The 18705-nt window shown below is 63.3% G+C and carries 17 protein-coding genes; 8 read left to right on the plus strand and 9 right to left on the minus strand.

Annotation, left to right across the window (positions count from 1 at the left end; all coding sequences use genetic code 11):
• From ACWGS8_RS06900 to ACWGS8_RS06915, 4 genes are all read right to left on the minus strand, one after another.
• Complete coding sequence (locus ACWGS8_RS06900; RefSeq protein ID WP_454580221.1) at positions 1-1023, minus strand: acyltransferase family protein; 1023 nt, start codon at positions 1021-1023, stop codon at positions 1-3.
• Positions 1024-1295: 272 nt separating this feature from the next.
• Complete coding sequence (locus ACWGS8_RS06905; protein ID WP_454580222.1) at positions 1296-2093, minus strand: FAD binding domain-containing protein; 798 nt, start codon at positions 2091-2093, stop codon at positions 1296-1298.
• 12 nt (positions 2094-2105) lie between these two features.
• Positions 2106-4454, minus strand: coding sequence for a xanthine dehydrogenase family protein molybdopterin-binding subunit (locus ACWGS8_RS06910; protein WP_454580223.1), 2349 nt, complete (start codon positions 4452-4454; stop codon positions 2106-2108).
• A 121-nt stretch (positions 4455-4575) separates the two neighbouring features.
• The gene (locus tag ACWGS8_RS06915) at positions 4576-5076 is read right to left on the minus strand and encodes a (2Fe-2S)-binding protein (RefSeq protein WP_454580224.1); all 501 of its coding nucleotides are present in this window, start codon (positions 5074-5076) and stop codon (positions 4576-4578) included.
• Between the two features lie 313 nt (positions 5077-5389).
• Here ACWGS8_RS06915 and ACWGS8_RS06920 point away from each other — a divergent pair, with 313 nt between their 5' ends.
• The 3 genes from ACWGS8_RS06920 (at position 5390) to ACWGS8_RS06930 (ending at position 8782) form a co-directional block, all read left to right on the plus strand.
• Complete coding sequence (locus ACWGS8_RS06920) at positions 5390-6526, plus strand: FIST N-terminal domain-containing protein (RefSeq protein ID WP_454580225.1); 1137 nt, start codon at positions 5390-5392, stop codon at positions 6524-6526.
• A 14-nt stretch (positions 6527-6540) separates the two neighbouring features.
• Positions 6541-7881, plus strand: a complete 1341-nt coding sequence (locus ACWGS8_RS06925; protein WP_454580226.1) for a hybrid sensor histidine kinase/response regulator — start codon at positions 6541-6543, stop codon at positions 7879-7881.
• A 556-nt stretch (positions 7882-8437) separates the two neighbouring features.
• Complete coding sequence (locus ACWGS8_RS06930; protein WP_454580227.1) at positions 8438-8782, plus strand: hypothetical protein; 345 nt, start codon at positions 8438-8440, stop codon at positions 8780-8782.
• Positions 8783-8872: 90 nt separating this feature from the next.
• On the opposite strand, the gene ACWGS8_RS06935 is transcribed toward ACWGS8_RS06930, so the two are convergent.
• Positions 8873-9556: a response regulator gene (locus ACWGS8_RS06935; RefSeq protein WP_454580228.1), complete on the minus strand. Its 684-nt coding sequence runs from the start codon at positions 9554-9556 to the stop codon at positions 8873-8875.
• 225 nt (positions 9557-9781) lie between these two features.
• Between ACWGS8_RS06935 and ACWGS8_RS06940 the strand changes: the two genes are divergently transcribed.
• The 3 genes from ACWGS8_RS06940 to ACWGS8_RS06950 all read left to right on the plus strand — a co-directional run bounded on the left by ACWGS8_RS06940 (position 9782) and on the right by ACWGS8_RS06950 (position 12399).
• Entirely contained in the window at positions 9782-10480 is a 699-nt protein-coding gene (locus ACWGS8_RS06940; RefSeq protein WP_454580229.1) for a fumarylacetoacetate hydrolase family protein, read from the plus strand.
• A gap of 11 nt (positions 10481-10491) precedes the next feature.
• On the plus strand, positions 10492-11142 hold the full coding sequence (gene maiA, locus ACWGS8_RS06945; RefSeq protein ID WP_454580230.1) for a maleylacetoacetate isomerase: 651 nt from the start codon (positions 10492-10494) through the stop codon (positions 11140-11142).
• Between the two features lie 216 nt (positions 11143-11358).
• On the plus strand, positions 11359-12399 hold the full coding sequence (locus ACWGS8_RS06950; protein ID WP_454580231.1) for a zinc-dependent alcohol dehydrogenase family protein: 1041 nt from the start codon (positions 11359-11361) through the stop codon (positions 12397-12399).
• Positions 12400-12422: 23 nt separating this feature from the next.
• On the opposite strand, the gene ACWGS8_RS06955 is transcribed toward ACWGS8_RS06950, so the two are convergent.
• Positions 12423-13286, minus strand: a complete 864-nt coding sequence (locus tag ACWGS8_RS06955) for a DMT family transporter (RefSeq protein ID WP_454580232.1) — start codon at positions 13284-13286, stop codon at positions 12423-12425.
• A gap of 105 nt (positions 13287-13391) precedes the next feature.
• Here ACWGS8_RS06955 and ACWGS8_RS06960 point away from each other — a divergent pair, with 105 nt between their 5' ends.
• Positions 13392-14810: an aminotransferase-like domain-containing protein gene (locus tag ACWGS8_RS06960; protein WP_454580233.1), complete on the plus strand. Its 1419-nt coding sequence runs from the start codon at positions 13392-13394 to the stop codon at positions 14808-14810.
• A 2-nt stretch (positions 14811-14812) separates the two neighbouring features.
• Here ACWGS8_RS06960 and ACWGS8_RS06965 read toward each other — a convergent pair whose 3' ends face one another.
• Positions 14813-15703, minus strand: coding sequence for a LysR family transcriptional regulator (locus ACWGS8_RS06965; protein WP_454580234.1), 891 nt, complete (start codon positions 15701-15703; stop codon positions 14813-14815).
• A 129-nt stretch (positions 15704-15832) separates the two neighbouring features.
• Between ACWGS8_RS06965 and ACWGS8_RS06970 the strand changes: the two genes are divergently transcribed.
• The gene (locus ACWGS8_RS06970; protein WP_454580235.1) at positions 15833-17290 is read left to right on the plus strand and encodes an MFS transporter; all 1458 of its coding nucleotides are present in this window, start codon (positions 15833-15835) and stop codon (positions 17288-17290) included.
• Positions 17291-17450: 160 nt separating this feature from the next.
• Here the strand turns inward: ACWGS8_RS06970 and ACWGS8_RS06975 are convergent, their stop codons facing one another.
• Positions 17451-17948 (minus strand): MaoC family dehydratase, encoded by a 498-nt coding sequence (locus ACWGS8_RS06975; RefSeq protein WP_454580236.1) that lies wholly within the window; start codon positions 17946-17948, stop codon positions 17451-17453.
• A 259-nt stretch (positions 17949-18207) separates the two neighbouring features.
• Entirely contained in the window at positions 18208-18636 is a 429-nt protein-coding gene (locus ACWGS8_RS06980) for a phasin family protein (RefSeq protein WP_454580237.1), read from the minus strand.
• Positions 18637-18705: the final 69 nt, after the last annotated feature.

Consider the following 18705-nt stretch of genomic DNA (forward strand, 5'->3'; position numbering starts at 1 on the left):
TCACCAATTGCGGTTCAACCATTCACGCGCCGGCCGCTCGACGAGGTAGTAGCTGCAAAGCGCGCAGGCAAAGGCCCCGGCCAGCATCGGCCATGGGCTGATGCCTTGCTCATAGACGAATTTGTAGAAGGGCTGCTGCCACAGATAGAGCGAGTATGACCACAAGCCCAACGTCGCCATGGGCCAGGACGAGAGCAAATTGGAAAAAATTGGTGTGCTGAAATCGAGCGCATTGACGGCCAGCGCCAGCAGCGGCACCGCCAGGAGATAGTGGATCGGCGTCGGCACCGGGTCCATGAACAGCAGAACCGCGCCCGCCGCCGCTGCCAGGGCGATATAAGGCCCTTTCAGCACCGCCGGCAGCCGGCCTTCGGCCTTGAGCAGGCAGATCGAAGCTGACAGCAGGATCGAGGCGATGTGCACATCGGTGCGCCAGTAAGTGGCCTCGTAATCCAGCCCGAACACCCAGTACGACACCGCGCCATTGGCCATTGCGAGCAAGGCCAGCGTCAGCAGCAAAGGAATGACGCGGTTGCGGCTGAAGACGAGCGCGCTGATCAGCGCCAGGATGATATAGGCGTGTTCCTCGACGCAAAGCGACCAGATGTGGTCCAACGCTCCGGCCCGTGTGACGAGAATTCCGGCGTAATTGTAAGTGAATGTCAGCGCCGTCAGCGCCGCCTTCCATTTGAAGGCGATGAACGTGCCGGAGAGCGCAATCATGGAAATGACGACGAAGACCAGAAGCGCCGGGTAGATGCGCGAGAAACGGCGTTTGAAGAACTTCTTCAGCGGGTAGCGTTCGATGAACAGGATCTCGGCCATCAGCCGGCCGCTCAGCACAAAGAAGAATTCGACGCCGAGCACACCGAGATTGATTCCGGGCACCGGGAAAAAATGCCCGATCAGCACCAGGGCGATCGACAGGCCGCGCCAGCCGTCGAGATAGGCCAATCTTGTTCGGGCCGATCGGTCGACGACGGATCGGGATGGAACGATCCGGGTGGCGGTAATTTCGGACATGCCGGTCCCTTCGCATTGGCATGCGAAAGGGCACGGCGGAACATATCCGAACCCGGCTCGCATTCCCGCCCCAGCCCATACTGCAGTGCAATATAAGTTTGTGCAAGTGCGAGATTGGCGACGATGCGGTTCCTTGGGCGGCAAGCTGCCGCAAGTGCTTCGAGCAAAGGAGTGGTCGCGTGGCGGCATTTCCTTCACAAGCCGCACGAATACACCACTGCATATGAAAAAGGGGCCAAGATGGCCCCTTTCATGTCGGTAACTGATACCTGTCAGGCGTTGGCTGCCGCCACCGCGCGCTTGGCCATGACCGCGATCAAATTGGCGCGGTAGTCGGCGGAAGCGTGTATGTCGCTCATCAGGTTTTTCGCCGGCACCTTTACGCCGGCGAGCGATGCGGCGTCGAAATTCTTCGCAAGGGCTGCCTCGATCTCCTTCGAGCGGAACACGCCGTCGTCGCCCGCGCCGGTGACGGCAACGCTGACGCCGTCCTTGCCCTTTGCCACGAACACGCCGACGATCGCGTAGCGAGAAGCCGGGTTGCGGAATTTCTCGTAAGCCGCCTTGGCCGGCGCGGTGAAGGAGACCGCCGTTATGATCTCGCCATCCTTCAAGGCCGTTTCGAACAGGCCTTTGAAGAACTTGTCGGCCGATATCTCGCGCTTGTTGGTGACGATCGTGGCGCCCAGCGCCAGAAGAGCTGCTGGATAGTCGGCCGCCGGATCGTTGTTGGCGATCGAACCGCCGATCGTGCCCTTGTGGCGCACCGCCGGGTCACCGATCAGCGACGCCAGACCGGCAAGCGCCGGGCAGGCCTTCTTCAGCTTCTCGTCGTTGGAGACGTCGAAATGCGTGGTGGCCGCGCCGATGGTGACCGTCTTTCCCGACACCTTGATGCCCTGCATCTCCTTGATGCGCGACAAATCGACGAGATCGGAAGGGGCCGCCAGCCGCGTCTTCATGGCGGGGATCAGCGTCATGCCGCCGGACAGCAGCTTGGCGTCGCCGTTCTTCACCAGCTTGGCGGCATCCGCGACCGAGGCGGCACGATGGTAGTTGACCGAATACATGATTGTTCCTCCTCAGTGCTTCGCGGCGCGGATCGCGGCCCACACGGTGAGTGGCGAGGCGGGCATGGCGATGTCGGCGATGCCGATGGCATCGGTGATGGCGTTGATCACCGCCGGCGGCGAGCCGATGGCGCCGGCCTCGCCGCAGCCCTTGATGCCGAGCGGATTGCCCGGGCATGGCGTGTTCGAGGTCGAGACCTTGAACGACGGCAGGTCGCCGGCGCGGGGCATCGTATAGTCCATGTAGCTCGCGGTCAGAAGCTGTCCGCTGGCATCATAGTGGGCGCCTTCCAGCAGCGCCTGGCCGATCCCTTGCGCGATGCCGCCATGCACCTGGCCCTCGACGATCATCGGATTGATGATGTTGCCGAAATCGTCGGCGGCCACGAACTGCACGATCTCGGTCGTCCCGGTCTCCGGCTCGATCTCGACCTCGCAGATATAGCAGCCCGCCGGAAAGGTGAAGTTCGACGGATCGTAGAAGGCTGTTTCCTTCAATCCAGGCTCCATCCCTGCCGGCAGATTGTGGGCGGTATAGGCGGCCAGCGCCACCTGGAACCAAGGCACGTTCTTGTCGGTACCGGCAACCTTCAGCGCACCGTTCTCGATGACGATGTCACCCTCGTCGGCTTCGAGCAGGTGGGCGGCGATCTTCTTGGCCTTGGCCTCGACCTTGTCGAGTGCCTTTGATATCGCCGACATGCCGACCGCGCCCGAGCGCGAACCGTAAGTGCCCATGCCCATCTGCACCTTGTCGGTGTCGCCATGGACGATCGAAACCGAATCGATCGGCACGCCAAAACGCTGGTTGACCAGTTGCGCGAAGGTCGTCTCGTGGCCCTGGCCATGGCTGTGCGAACCGGTCAGCACCTCGATCGTGCCCACGGCATTGACCCGCACTTCGGCCGATTCCCAGAGGCCAACGCCGGCGCCGAGCGAGCCGACCGCCGCCGACGGCGCGATGCCGCAGGCCTCGATGTAACAGCTCATGCCGATGCCGCGCAGCAAGCCTTTCTTGGCCGCCGCCGCCTTGCGCTTGGCAAAGCCGGCATAGTCCGAAGCGTTCATGGCCGCATCGAGCGAGGCGCCATAGTCACCGGCGTCATAGTTCATGATCACCGGTGTCTGGTGCGGGAAGGAGGTGATGAAGTTCTTGCGCCGCAATTCGGCAGGCGACACGCCAAGCTCACGCGCCGCCGCTTCCATCGTGCGTTCCAGGAGATAGGTGGCTTCCGGCCGCCCTGCCCCGCGATAGGCATCGACAGGAGCCGTGTTGGTGTAGACCGTGCGCACATTGGCGTGGATGGCCGCAATGTCGTACTGGCCCGACAACAGTGTCGCGTAGAGATAGGTCGGCACGCAGGACGAGAACAGCGACATGTAGGCGCCGAGATTGGCGATCGTGTCGACTTTCAGACCGGTTATCCGGTTTTGTTTGTCGAAAGCCATTTCCACCGTCGAGACATGATCGCGGCCATGCGCGTCGGAGAGAAAACTTTCGGTGCGGTCGGCGACCCATTTGACCGGCACGCCGGTTTTCTTGGAAGCCCACAGGCAGACGATCTCTTCGGGGTAGATGTAGATCTTGGAGCCGAAGCCGCCGCCGACATCCGGCGCGATGACGCGCAGCTTGTTTTCCGGCGCGACATTGTAGAAGGCGCTCATCACCAGCCGCGCGACATGCGGGTTCTGCGAGGTCGTCCAGCAGGTGTAATGGTCCTCGGCCTTGTCGTAGTGGCCGAGAGCCGCGCGCGGCTCCATGGCATTCGGCACCAGCCGGTTGTTGACGATCTTCATGCGGGTGACATGCGCCGCTGCCTTGATCGCCGCGTCGGTGGCCTTGGCATCGCCGATCTCCCAGTCGAAGATCAGGTTGTTCTCGGCTTCGGCGTGGATCTGCGGCGCGCCCTTTTCGAGCGCCTTGGTGGCTTCGACGACGGCCTTCAATTCCTTGTATGTGATCTCGACCGCCTCGGCCGCGTCGCGGGCCTGCCCCTTGGTCTCGGCCACGACGATGACGACGGCGTCACCGACATAGCGGACCTTGTCGACGGCCAGCGGCGACCAGGCGCCCATCTTCATCGGCGAACCGTCCTTGGAATGGATCATCCAGCCGCAGATGAGGTTGCCGATGCCGTCGGCCTTGAGCTCCTTGCCGGTCAGCACGCCGATGACGCCGGGCATGGCTTGCGCTCGTTTGACGTCGATCTTCTTGATCTGCGCGTGCGCGTGCGGGCTGCGCACGAAGGCGGCATGCTTCATGCCGGGAACCACCATGTCGTCGACATAGCGGCCGGCGCCGGTGATGAATCTTTTGTCTTCCTTGCGCGCGACCCGAGCGCCAACACCTTCAATGCCCATCCGAAATTCCTCCCGATTCTAAGGGAATAGGCAGTAGGAGTTAGGCAGTGGGGGAAGGGCTCGCGGTTCCGTATCGCCGTTTTGCCCTACTCACTACTCCCTACTCCCTACTGCCTACTGCCTACGCAGCTTGTTTCGCCTTGCCCTTGGCCCCTTTGGCCATCGTCTTCGATGCGGCGAGGATCGCCTTGACGATGTTGTGGTAGCCGGTGCAGCGGCAGATGTTGCCTTCCAGTTCGGTCCGCACCGTCGCTTCGTCGAGGCCTTCGGGATGGCGGTTGATCATGTCGGTTGCCGTCATGATCATGCCTGGCGTGCAGAAGCCGCATTGCAGGCCGTGATGTTCCTTGAAGGCGGCCTGCACGGGATGCAGGTCGGCGCCGTTGGCGAGACCTTCGATCGTCACAACGCTCGAGCCGGACGCCTGCACCGCGAGCATGGTACAGGACTTCACCGCCTTGCCGTCGACATGGACGACGCAGGCCCCGCATTGCGAGGTGTCGCAGCCGACATGCGTGCCGGTCAGGCCGAGATTCTCGCGCAGGAAATGAACCAGCAGCGTTCGGTCCTCGGCGGCCCCGCTGACCCGCCTGCCGTTCACCATCAACGAAACGTCCGACATGAATCCTCCCTGGGTATCAACCTTGGTCATCACGCTGCCGACGCGCCGCTGGCACTTCGGCCATGCGTTATTCGTACACCGCACAACGCACAAAAAACAGCGCGACGGAAAAGGTGGATCATTGTACTTTCGGTCATGGCCAAGGCTGAAGGTGCATTCCCCTCGCCCCATTGCCAAAACGCCGATTGGAAGCAACAATATCCTTCGACGCCTGCGCGCCAGAAGCCTGTAAAAACAGCCGCGTATAAGACAGCGTCGGAGGAAATGCGGGAGAACGCCGCTGACCAGTTCACGGACGCGCTACGCATGCGGCTTGTCGGCGCTGACCACGGACGAGCCCGACCCGGATGCTTTCGCTCGCGCGGTGGCCAGCGAGGCCGCGGCAATCGACGCCGGCTTTGCGCTGCTGTTTTTTTCCCAGAGCCTTGTCGACGCCGGCGCCCTGTCGCGGGCGCTCGCGGCGCACGCGCCGGGGCTCCACCATGCCGGCTGCTCCACCGCCGGCGAGATCACGCCGCAGGGGCTCGAGGAAGGCCACATGCTGGCGATGCTGCTTCCCTCGGCGTCGTTCACCGCGGTCTGCGCGATGGTCGACAATTTATCCTCGTCGGGCATGGACAGGATCACCGGCGAGGTCGAGGCCCTGCGGCGCGAGCTGCGCGTCAGGGTGGGCGGCGAGCGGACCAGAAACACCTTCGCGCTCTGCTTCATCGACGGGCTGTCCTATGCCGAGGAAGCGGTCAGTTCGGCCATCCACTGGGGCCTTGACGACATACCGCTGCTCGGCGGCTCGGCCGGCGACGATCTGAAATTCGAGACGACGCGGCTGATCTCGAATGGCAGGGTCACCTCGGACAGCGCCATCATCGTGCTGATCGCCACGGAAATTCCGTTCCACGTCTTCAAGACCGACAATTTCGTTCCGACTGACGAAAAGCTGGTGGTCACGGCGTCAGATGCAGATCACCGCATCGTGCGCGAGTTCAACGCCACCAATGCGGCGGAAGAATATGCCGCTTCCGTCGGCATCGTCCCGCAGACCCTGACGCCGCTCAGTTTCGCGTCGCATCCGGTGGTGGTGAAGGTGGGCGGCGAGTATTACTGTCGCTCGATCCAGAGGATGCACGCGGACGGCTCGCTGTCGTTCTTCTGCGCCATCGACGATGGCGTCGTGCTGTCGATCGCCCAGCCAAAAGACATGGTGGAATCGACACGCGCGGCCCTGCGCGAGGTCGAGGAGAGGCTGGGCGGCATCGACCTGATCCTCGGCTTCGACTGCGTGCTGCGTCGCCTCGATGCGCGCAACCGCCAGGTCTTTCGTGACATTTCTGAACTCTACCGGGTCAACAATGTCGTCGGCTTCGGCACCTATGGCGAGCAGTACCGGTCGATGCACCTCAACCAGACTTTCACCGGCATCGCCTTCGGCGAACGGCAAGCGGCGGAATAAGGCGGCGCCACACGATGCCGCTCAGGGACATAAACGATCTCGAAAAACTGAAGAAGATCAACGCCGCACTGGTCGACCGCGTCGAGCGCTCGATGGACCAGCAAGGCAATGCCTTCTCGCTGTTCCAGACCGCCATCTCGCTCGAGAACCGGGTGCGCACGCGCACCGAGGAGTTGCACTCCACCTTGCGGCGGCTGGAGCAGTCCAACATCGACCTCAGCGCCGCCAAGGAGAACGCCGAGTTCGCGAACCTGTCCAAGACGAGGTTCCTCGCCGCCGCCAGCCATGACGTGCTGCAGCCGCTAAACGCGGCACACCTGTCCGTCTCGGCGCTCGCAGAGGTGCAGACCAGCGACGAAGGCAGGAAGCTGGTGCGGCAGGTCGAGCGCTCGCTGGAAACAATGGAGGACCTGCTGCGCACCCTGCTCGACATTTCTAAGCTCGATGCCGGTGTGGTGCACCCCGACATCGGCGACGTCAGCCTGGAGGCGCTGTTCTCGTCGCTGCGATCGGATTTCCAGCCGGTCGCCGAAATGAAGCGGCTGTCGCTGAAATTCCGGCCCGTCAACGCCGTGGTCCGCTCCGACCGCACGCTGCTGCGCCGCATCCTGCAGAACATCCTCTCCAACGCGCTGGGCTATACCCGCTCGGGTGGCGTGCTCGTCGGCACCAGGCATCGCGGCGACACGATCCGCATCGATGTCGCCGACACCGGCTGCGGCATTCCCGAGGACCAGCGCGAGGCGGTGTTCGAGGAATTCCATCGCGGCACCTTGCCCGCCAATGCCGGGCTCGACGGCGGCGGCCTTGGGCTCGGGCTTGCCATCGTGCGCCGCATGGCCGGCGCCCTCGGCCACCCCGTGACCTTCTCCTCGAAGGTCGGGCGCGGCACGATCTTCCATATCGATGTCCCCGTCGGCATCGGCGCCCCCGCCGACGCCATCGCCAGCGCCACCAGCCTGGAGCGGTCGCGCGGCTACGGCCTGTTCGGCACCAAGGTGCTGCTGGTCGAGAACGACGCGGAGGTGCTGGAGGCCATGACCTTCCTGCTCGAGCGCTGGCAGTGCCTGGTGCGTGCCGCGACCTCGACCGACGACGCGCTTGACCTGCTCGGCGACACCGACTGGGTGCCCGACATCATCATTGCCGACCAGCATCTCGACGGCGGCGATCTCGGCACCGCCACCATATCGGAAGTCCGCGACTATCTCGGCCGCGCCGTCCCGGCGCTGATCGTCACCGCCGACAGTTCCGAAGCCGTCGCCAAGGCCGCGCGCGCCGGCGGCATCGAACTGATGCGCAAACCACTGAAGCCGGCACAACTACGGGCGCTGCTGGCGCATTTGCTGGCTTAGAATGGCTCATGCGTTGCTTGATTACCTGGGAAAGCCGGCGTCATCTCTTTTGACGTCACCGCCGTTTGAGTCCTGGAAGTTCAAGCGGACTGGTGATCCTGACCGGAAATCCGCATACATTACGTCTCCGCGCGCGACAAATTTTCCTTCATCTGCTACGATGACGAAACAATAGACACCATATTCATAGAGGCCGAAAATTTAGATCGAGATTTCTTGGACATTCCCTTTTCATTCAGGCGCAACGATGTGCTGAGTAGCTTTGGCGCACCCTCAAGAAACGGCGCCGCACGGCGAGATCCTTGGGTGAATTCGGCCCTTGGGACCGATTTGATGAGGCGCGTCATTCAATACATGTTGAGTATCAGCAGATCGGATAAGGCGGGTCACGCTAATGCGCGCGGATGCGGTGCCGTGAACCACGCAGTGCGTTCACCATGCTGGACTGAGAGATCCTGTAAATCCAATGATAGTTCAATTCCATGGCATCACCTTCGACGCGCCCGTTGGATGGGAAGACATAACTGACGACCTTCCTCGGGGGTCACCCCCTACGTTGGCAAAGGCATCAGATGCAGGCGGCGCACTCCAATTCTCTATTGCGAAATATCGTAGTGGGGAAAAGCCAAATGCGAATTTCGATGTTCTCAGGTCATTTGTGACAGAGTTTTGTCGAAACAATTTTATAGATGTCGAGCGGATTTTTGCGACAGAATTTGGCGACGTAATGTGCGTTGGCGTTTCGTCACGGACTGCAGATCAAACCTTGTCGGCATGGTATTTGTCCAATGGAAACGATTTTGCATTCGTGACCTACCTTGCCGAGGGCGACGAATACGACCTCATCGATGAAGAACTAGGCGAAACGAGAGAAATCATTTCGTCTATATCATTCGGATAGGTACAAGCAAATCAAATGCCATTGAGACATTGTTCTCACCGGATCGCAGCATGTTGCTGCTTCGTTTGCAGGAGTATCGGCGCCGGCAGCTCAAAACCCAGCCTGATCCCTGAACAACTCCGCATTGTCCAGCTTCGAAACCTCGATCACCGCTTGGGTGCGGCTGTAGACGTTGAGCTTGCGCAGGATCTCCGAGACATGCGCCTTCACCGTGGTCTCGCCGACCTGCAGCTCATAGGCGATCTGCTTGTTGAGCAGGCCCTGGCGCAGCATTTGCAGCACGCGCAGCTGCTGCGGCGTCAGCTTGGACAGGCGCTGGACCATGTCGGCGCGGTCGATGCTGTCGGCGTCGGCCGGCTGGCCTTCATAGGTTTCCGGCACATAGATCGCGCCGTCCATCACCGAGCGGATGGCGGCGGCGAGATCGCTCTTGCGCGCCGATTTCGGGATGAAGCCGGCGGCACCATAGGACAGCGCCTCGGAAATGATCCGCGGCTCCTCATATCCCGAAACGATCACCACCGGCAGCCGCGGATAGCGGGTCCGGAGCTGCAGCAGCCCGTCGAAGCCGTGCACGTCGGGCATTGAGAGATCTAACAGCGCAAGGTCGAAAGGCTTGGCGTCGGCCAGCAGATCGAGCGCCTCGGCGATCGAGCGCGCCTCGACCGTATCGACTTCGGGATAGGCCATCTGAACGGCGCTGTGCAGCGCCTCGCGAAATAGCGGATGGTCGTCGATGATCAGGAACCGGGCGCGATCGCTGGGTACTGTCATGTGGCTCGTTCCGGTTTATCGGCCACACCATAGCCCCGCGACCATGGCCGGATTATTAGCAAATAGTCTATCGCAGTCGACAGGCCGCTGCAAAAGTGATGGGAACCCTGAATTGCTCATACAGCCCCGGCAAAGCCCGTGTTTTATGAAAAGCGACGCCTTGCCCGGCCCCCGAAATCGGCCGAAGGTACCGCCATCATCCTGATACCCGACGCAGAGACTGCCATGACCGCCTTCGTCCTTCCCGCGCCGCCAACGCCTTCCGTCGCCATCAGCGGGTCGGTCGAGCGCTTTGCCGTGCGACGCATCTTCTGCGTCGGCCGCAACTATGCGGCGCATGCGCGCGAATTCGGCAATGACGAGCGCGATCCGCCCTTCTTCTTCACCAAGCCGGCCGACACGGTGGTCGATACCGGTACCGTGATCCCCTATCCGCCGCTGACGGCCAATCTGCACCATAAAATCGAACTGGTCGCCGCGATCGGCAAAGCCGGTTTCCGCATTCCCCGCGGCAAGGTGCTGGACCATGTCTGGGGTTACGCCGTCGGCATCGACCTCACCCGCCGCGATCTCCAGGACGAGGCCAAGAAGGCGGCGCGGCCCTGGGATTGGGCTAAGGCGTTCGATCGTTCCGCCCCATGCGGCCCCCTGGTACCCGCGCAGAAATCCGGGCACCCGACGAAGGGGCGCATCTGGCTCGCCGTCGACGGCAGGGCCCGGCAGGACGCCGATCTCGCCGAGCTGATCTGGCCGATAGCAGACATTGTCTCGATCTGCAGCGAGGGCGTAGAATTGCAGGCCGGCGACCTGATCTTCACCGGCACGCCGGCCGGTGTCGGCGCGGTCAAGCCGGGTGAGACGATGACCGGCGGCGTCGACGGCATCGGCACGATCGAAGTGACCATTGGCCAGCCAAAGTCATGAACGACATAGCCATGAGCGACATCGTCCTGCACAATTACTATCGTTCCTCCACCTCCTACCGGGTGCGGATCGCGCTGGAAATGAAGGGGCTGACCTATGACTATGTCCCGCATCATCTTCGCCATGGCGAGCATCTGGAACCGGCCTATCTCGCAGTCAATCCGCAGGGGCTGGTGCCGGCATTGGTGCTCGACGACGGCACGCTTTTGACGCAGTCGCTGGCGATCATCGAATATCTCGACGAGATCCAGCCCGCGCCGCCGCTGCTGCCGAAGGATGCGCTTGGCCGGGCGCGCGTGAGAATGCTGGCGCAGATGATCGCCTGCGACATCCACCCGGTGAACAATCTGCGCGTGTTAACCTCGCTGCGCACCTTGTTCGGCGCCGGCGACCAGGACATCACCAACTGGTTCCGCCACTGGGTGAACGAAGGCTTTCAGCCGCTTGAAAAGATTCTGGCTTCGTCGCCTGAGACTGGAACATTCTGCCATGGCGAGGCGCCGGGTCTCGCCGATATCTGCCTGGCGGCACAAATCACCAGCAACGCTCGTTTCGGCGTCGGTCTGACGCCCTACCCGACGATCACCCGCATCAACGCCGCCTGCATGGCGCTGCCGGCCTTCCAGAAGGCCGCGCCGCAAAACCAGATCGATGCCGAATAAGGCCGCCGACGCGTCAGCGTCAGCCGACCGGCCAATATGCGTAGCGGAATCGATTTCCGCTTGACCGGACAGGGAATCGGCTATCGTTTCCCCAGAGCAATTCCAGGAAAGTGTGATGCGGTTTTCCGTCCGGGATTGCGCCAAAACAATGAGATAGATCGGTTCTTTGTTTCCATAAAACAAAGAACCGATCTATCGCGCAGGGTGGAGTGACCGATGAAAGCCGTCGTCTTCGAGAAATTCGGCGAAGCGCCGACGATCCAGACCGTCCCCGATCCGAAGCCAGCCGCCGATGGCGTCGTCATAAAGGTCGAGGCGACAGGGCTGTGCCGCAGCGACTGGCATGGCTGGATGGGCCATGATGACGGCATCACGCTGCCGCACGTGCCTGGGCATGAACTGGCGGGCGTCGTCGTCGCCGCCGGCAAGCAGGTCAGCCGCTGGAAGGCCGGCGACCGCGTGACGGTGCCGTTTGCCGTCGGCTGCGGCCGCTGCTTCGAATGCAGCTCGGGCAACCATCAGGTCTGCGAGCACCAGACGCAGCCCGGCTTCACCGGCTGGGGCTCGTTCGCCGAATATGTCGGCATCGAACATGCCGACACCAATCTGGTGCGCCTGCCCGACGAGATGGAATACGCCACCGCCGCCAGCCTCGGCTGCCGTTTCGTCACCTCGTTCCGCGCGATCGTCGACCAGGGGCGGGTCAAGCCTGGCGAATGGGTGGCGGTGCATGGCTGCGGCGGCGTCGGCCTGTCGGCGATCATGATCGCCAGTTCGATGGGCGCCAACGTGATTGCCATCGACCTCACCGACGAGAAGCTGGAGTTCGCCAGAAAGATCGGCGCCGTCGCGACCATCAATGCGTCAACGACGCCGAATGTGGTCAAGGCGGTCAAGCAGATCACCAATGGCGGCGCCCATATGTCGATGGACGCGCTCGGCCACCCCACTACTTCGTTCAACTCGATCGCCAATCTGCGCCGGCGCGGCCGCCATGTGCAGGTCGGCCTGATGCTGGGCGAGCACGCCCGCCCGCAAGTGCCGATGGACAAGATCATTGCCTTCGAGCTCGAAATCCTCGGCAGCCACGGCATGCAGGCCTACCGCTACCAGGCGATGATGGACATGATCCGCCATGGCAAGCTCAAGCCCGAACTGCTGGTCGGCAAGAGGATCAGCCTCGACGAGGCGCCCGCGGCGTTGATGGCGATGGGTGGCTTCGAGGGGATTGGCATTGGGGTGGTGACGAAGTTCTAGGCACCCGGGGGGCGCCTTGCGAACTACCGCGCAAACTTCTTCGCGCCGAACACGCAGGCCACCACGCCCAACGTGACGACCACCATCAGCGGGCTGACCTGTTCGTGTAGCAGGCTCGCCGCGAGCGCCAGGCCGAAGAAGGGCTGCAGCAACTGCAGTTGCCCCACCGCGGCAATGCCGCCTTGCGCCAGGCCGCGATACCAGAAGACGAAGCCGATCAGCATGCTGAACAGCGAGACATAGGCGAGCCCGATCCAGGCGTGGGAGCCGATGCCGGCAAAGGATGGCGGCAGGGTCGCGAAGCTCAGCACCAGCATGACCGGCAGCGACAGGGTCAGCGCCCAGCAGATCACTTGCCAGCCGCCGAGCCTGCGCGACAGCGCGGCGCCCTCGGCATAGCCCAGGCCGCAGACGACGACGGCGGCGAGCATCAGGCCGTCGCCGACCGGCGACGCTGTTACGCCCTGCGTCAGCGCAAAACCGGCGACCAGTGCGCTGCCGATGCACGAGAACAGCCAGAACGCCGGCCTTGGGCGGTCGCCGCCGCGCAGCACGCCGAAGATCGCGGTCGCCAGCGGCAGCAGGCCGATGAAGATGATCGAATGGGCCGAGGTGATGTGCCTGAGCGCCAAAGCGGTCAGCAGGGGAAAGCCAACGACCACGCCCAGTGCCACGATCACTAGTGACACCAGATCGCCACGCTCCGGACGTTTCTCCCGGAACAGCAGCAGCATCGCCAGGCCAAGCAGCCCGGCAATCGCGGCCCGTGCCGACGTCACGAAGGTCGGGTCGAAATCCATCACCGCCACGCGCGTGGCCGGCAGCGAACCTGAGAAGATCAGCACACCGATAAATCCGTTCACCCAGCCGCTCGCGGTCTTGTCCATTCCAGGCTCCATTGCTTTCGCCCTCTATCGGGCAGATGCGATGGTGCAGCCAGAGACAATGCGGTACAATTATACGAAACTGTAATGGCATATTGAGCAGTACAGATGGCCGACCTCGCCTTGGAAACTGATGACGCGCGAACCCTGAGCGCCCCTACCCTGGTCGAAAGCGTCATGGCGACCATCCGCCAGCGGATCGTCGCGCGCAGCCTGACACCGGGAGCCCGGCTGCCGTCGATCCGCGCCTTCGCCCAATCCATGCAGGTGTCGAAATCCACCGTGGTCGAAGCCTATGAGCGGCTCGCCGCCGAAGGCACGATCCGCTCCCGGCCGGGCTCGGGTTTCTATGCCGCCGGCTCGCTGGCGCCGCTGTCCCTGGCCGAGATCGGTCCCCGGCTCGACCGCGCCGTCGATCCGCTCTGGGTTTCGCGCCAGTCGCTGGACGCCGGCGACGAGGTGCTGAAACCCGGCTGCGGCTGGCTGCCGGCCTCCTGGATGCCGCAGGCCGGGCTGCGTCGGGCACTGCGCACGGCAGCACGCGCCGACGATGTCGCGCTCGCCGATTACGGCACGCCGCTTGGCCTGCCGCCGCTGCGGCAACTCTTGGCGCGGCGCTTGGCCGGGCATGGCATCGAAGTTTCGCCTGAACAGATCATGTTGACGGAATCGGGCACGCAGGCCATCGACCTCCTATGCCGGTTCCTGATCGAACCCGGCGACACGGTGCTGGTCGACGATCCCTGCTATTTCAATTTCCACGCTTTGCTGCGCGCCCACCGCGCCAAGGTGGTCGGCGTTCCCTACACGCCCTCGGGGCCGGATATTGAACTGTTCGCGCAGGCGCTCGCCGAGCACCGGCCGCGCCTCTACATCACCAACTCCGCCATCCACAACCCGACCGGCGCGATCCTGTCGCCGGTGACCGCGCATCGTTTGCTCAAGCTCGCCGACCAGTCGGACCTGACCATCGTCGAGGACGACATCTTCGCCGATTTCGAACACGCCCCTGCCCCGAGGCTGGCTGCCTTCGATGGCCTGAGCCGCGTCGTCCAGATCGGCAGTTTCTCCAAGACGCTGTCGGCATCTGTGCGCTGCGGCTTCATCGCCGCGCCGCGCGACTGGATCGAGGGCTTGACCGACCTCAAGATCGCCACGACCTTCGGCGGCGGACGGCTGGCGGCCGAACTGGTGCTGACCCTGCTGAAGGATGGCAGCTACCGCAAGCACATGGATCTGCTGCGCACGAAGCTGGCGCGCGGCATGGCCGAGACCGGCGCCCGGCTGAAGGCGATCGGCATCACGCCCTGGATCGACCAGCCGGCCGGCCTGTTCCTGTGGTGCGGCCTGCCCGATGGCGTGGACGCGGCCGAAGTCGCCCGCCGGGCGCTGACCGACAACGTCGTGCTGGCGCCCGGCAACGCGTTCAGCCTGTCTCAGACGGCCAGTCGCTTCCTGCGCTTCAACGTCGCCCAGTGCGAAGACCAGCGGATTTTCAAGGTGCTCGAGGCGGCGATGGCGCGCTGATCTCAGCGACTTGTACAGATCTCCCGTACGCAGTCGCGCAACCAGCGTTGCGCCGGGTCGGCATCGAGGCGCGGATGCCAGAGCATCGAGATGGTGACCTCCACCGTCGTGACCGGCAGCGGAAAACTGTGCATGCCGGCGCGCGCGCCGGCCGTGTGCCGCTCGGGCACGCTGGCGATCAGCTCCGAGGCGCGCACCATGGCGAGCGCGGCCGAGAAACCCGACACCATGCACACGACCGTCCGTTGCAAGCCAAGCGCGCCCAAAGCCTCATCGATCGGCCCTTTCTCGCGGCCACGCCGCGAAACACTGATGTGCCGGCCCGCCGCGTAGCGCTCGGGCGTCACCGTGCCTTTGCTCAAGGGATGACCCGATCGGACAGCGCCGATGAAACGGTCGCGAAACAGCGCCTGGATGCGCACTTCGGGTCCGGTTTCACCGGCAACGCCGATTTCCAGGTCGATCGCCGCGTCGCGCAGCGACATCACATCCTTGTCGGACTTCGGCGCGAAACGCAGCCGCACTCCTGGCGCATCGGCCCCGACGCGGGCGACGAGGCGAGGCCCGAACTCCTCGACAAAGCCTTCATTGGTGCGCAGCGTGAACACCCTGTCCAGGCTTGAGGGATCAAGCAATTCGGCGGGGCGCAGCAGCGCCTCCGCGTCCTGGACGACAGGGGCGACCTGCAGCCGCAACTCCTCCGCGCGCGGCGTCGCCACCAGGCCGCGGCCGGCACGGACCAGCAAAGGATCGCCCGTTGCCTCGCGCAGCCGCGCCAGCGTCCGGCTCATCGCCGAGGGGCTGAGCCGCAGGCGGCGCGCGGCGCCGGCCACGCTGCCTTCCGCCAGCAGCGCGTCGAGTGCAAAGAGCAGATTGAGATCGGGTGTTGTCATCCGCGGATCGTAGCATGATGTGGCGTCTCATGCACTGACATGATGCAAATGCTGCGCCTTCCGCCATATCAACGGCAAGACTAGATCTCCATTGGCTCCGTTTTCGGAGCGAACGAAAAGGAGATCATCATGGCAGTCGCCGTGCAAAATCGGGACGGGATATCAGCCCCGCAACAGAAGCAATCGGTCGGCTGGGCGCTGGCAAGCCTGTCGCTCGCCACACTGCTGTCGTCGCTCGGAACAAGCATTGCAAGCGTCGGGCTACCTGCGCTGATGCAGACGTTCGGAGCATCGTTCCAGGCCGTGCAATGGGTGGTTCTGGCCTATCTGCTCGCCATCACCACGCTGATCGTCAGCGCCGGGCGGCTGGCCGACATGTTCGGTCGCCGGCCGCTGCTGCTTGGCGGTATCGCGCTGTTCACATCGGCATCGGTGCTCTGCGGCGTGGCGCCGACGCTCTGGCTGCTGATTGCGGCGCGAGCCGTGCAGGGGCTGGGCGCGGCACTGATGATGGCTCTGACGCTGGCCTTTGTTGCTGAGACGGTGGGCAAGGAACGGACCGGCAGCGCCATGGGCCTGCTCGGCGCCATGTCGGCGATCGGCACGACGCTCGGCCCCTCGCTCGGCGGCCTGCTGATCGCCGGCCTCGGTTGGCGCGCGATCTTCCTGGTCAATGTCCCGCTGGGCTTTCTGACCTTCGCCCTCGCCTGGCGCGCCTTGCCTGCCGGCAACAAGAACGCGCAGGCCGCTCAAGGCAAGTTCGACGCGACGGGTACTGTCCTGTTGGCCCTGACGCTGGCCGCCTATGCCTTGGCCATGACGCTTGGCCGGGGCAGTTTTGGTGCGCTCAACATCGGCCTGCTGGCCGCTACCGCTCTCGGCATCGGTCTGTTCGCAGTCGTCCAGAAGCGGGCAAAGAACCCACTGGTCCAGCTCGCCAGTTTCCGAGATCCGCGACTTAGTGCCAGCCTGGTCATGAGCCTCGTCGTCGCTACGGTGATGATGGCAACCCTGGTCGTCGCGCCGTTCTATCTGTCGCGAGGGTTGGGACTCGATGCCGCGATGGCCGGCGTGGTGCTTTCGACCGGGCCGCTTGTGTCGGCCCTGTCGGCGCTGCTGGCCGGGCGGCTCTCCGATCGCTTCGGAGCCCCCAGGATGATGGTCGCTGGCCTCACCAGCCTCGCCACGGGTACATTCCTGCTATCGCTCGCGATGACGAAACTCGGCATTGCCGGCTATGTCGTTCCGATCACCGTTACCTGCTTCGGCTACGCCCTGTTCCAGACTTCCAACAATGCGGCCGTCATGATCGGTGTCGGCGCCGGCGAACGCGGCGTCATATCAGGCCTGCTCAATTTGTCGCGCAATCTCGGCCTCGTTACCGGCGCGTCCCTGATGGGCGCGGTGTTTGCCATCGCTACGGGGCAAGGCGCTGCGGACACGACGATCCTGTCGCCGGCCGCGGCCGCGCAGGGAATGCAGACCACTTTCGAAGCGGCAACCTGTATGGTGCTGGCTGCGCTGATCCTAGCAGTTCTTTCGGCCCATTTTGCCGGCCGGATACCTGGCACGTCCGCCTTAAAATAATCTTGATGCGAGCCCTTCGGGGTGTGTCGAGATTCAGGTCAGGCCGAGTCGAAAATGGCGGGTTCCGAGAACCGGAGCGGAGCGTACTGAAGTACGTGAGCACCGGAAGCGCAGGAAGCCAGTGTTTGCAGGCCGGCCTCACCTGAATATCGACATACCCTCAGGCCCCTGCCCGTTTGCGGCGCTCATAAAGCATGACCAGCGTTTCCGCCGTCAGCGCCGGCTTTTCCTCGCCTTCGATCTCGACCGTGTTGGCTGCCTTCATCAGATACTGGCCAGGCCCCCTGTCTTCCATGGAAAGCAGGACGGTACGCAGCCTGATGCGGGCGCCGACCCTGACCGGCGCCAGGAAACGCACCTTGTCGAAGCCATAATTGAAGGCGGCCTGGGTGTTTTCCGGCACGATGCCCATGCCGAGCGCCAAGGCGCCGATGATCGACAACGTCAGATAGCCATGCGCGATCGTCGTGCGGAACGGGCTTTGCCGCCGCGCGCGTTCAGGGTCGACATGGATCCATTGGTGGTCGCCGGTGCATTCGGCGAACTGGTTGATACGGTCCTGATCGACCGTGGTCCATTCCGAGACGCCGAGTTCCTGCCCGGACATCCTTCTCAACTGCTCATAGGTCGGCGGCGTTTTAGGCCGTACTTCGTTCATTCCTGCTTTCCCGATCGCTTGCCGTGCCTCCGGACCACGAACGGATGGCCCCTGTCAATTCGCCTTGCACGAATCCGTTCCGCCGAATTCCGGCTGAATCGTGCCATGCCTTGCCATGCAATGGCAGGCCGAATTCGGATTTTCGGGCCTCCAGGGGTCGCCGGGCGCTTATAACGTGGCGCGGATGCAACTATGCGCAAGGTCGCGAAATTGCAAACCGACATGTGCCGCCGAAGACGAAACGACGGGCCGAGCAAGCCTATCTCTGCCCGTAGCCGGCGCGGATTTCCTCCATCGCCTCCTTGATGCGCGCACGCAGGATTTCGATCGATTCGGTGCCGGATTTACGAGCCAGTTCAGCCACTTCACCGGCATTCTTGAGCGCAGCCTCGAACGATTTCCTGGCGAATTCGGTCTGCTTGGCCATCAGTTCCTGCGGGTTGCCTGGCGCCCGGTAGCTCTGCGCCATATCGGCCATTTCGCGCAGCGTGTCCTGCAGCATTTCACGCTGCCTCGACAAAAGCGAGGTCGCGCCGTCGGCGCTGGCTCGCGCCGATTTCTCCAAGGCTTCGAGGTTCTTGCGGTGATGGGCAAGGATCGCCTCGACATCGACATTGGGCACCTTCAGGTCGCGGCCAAACCTGCCGAACATGTCCATGAAGGAATCGGATTCCGGTTGCTTGGCCATGCTGTCTCCCTCCCCTTTGCCGCAAATGCGGGCGCCCTCGGCGGGAGCATAGCACTCGGCTGCCGTGTG

Source organism: Mesorhizobium sp. 43Arga (assembly GCF_053714255.1).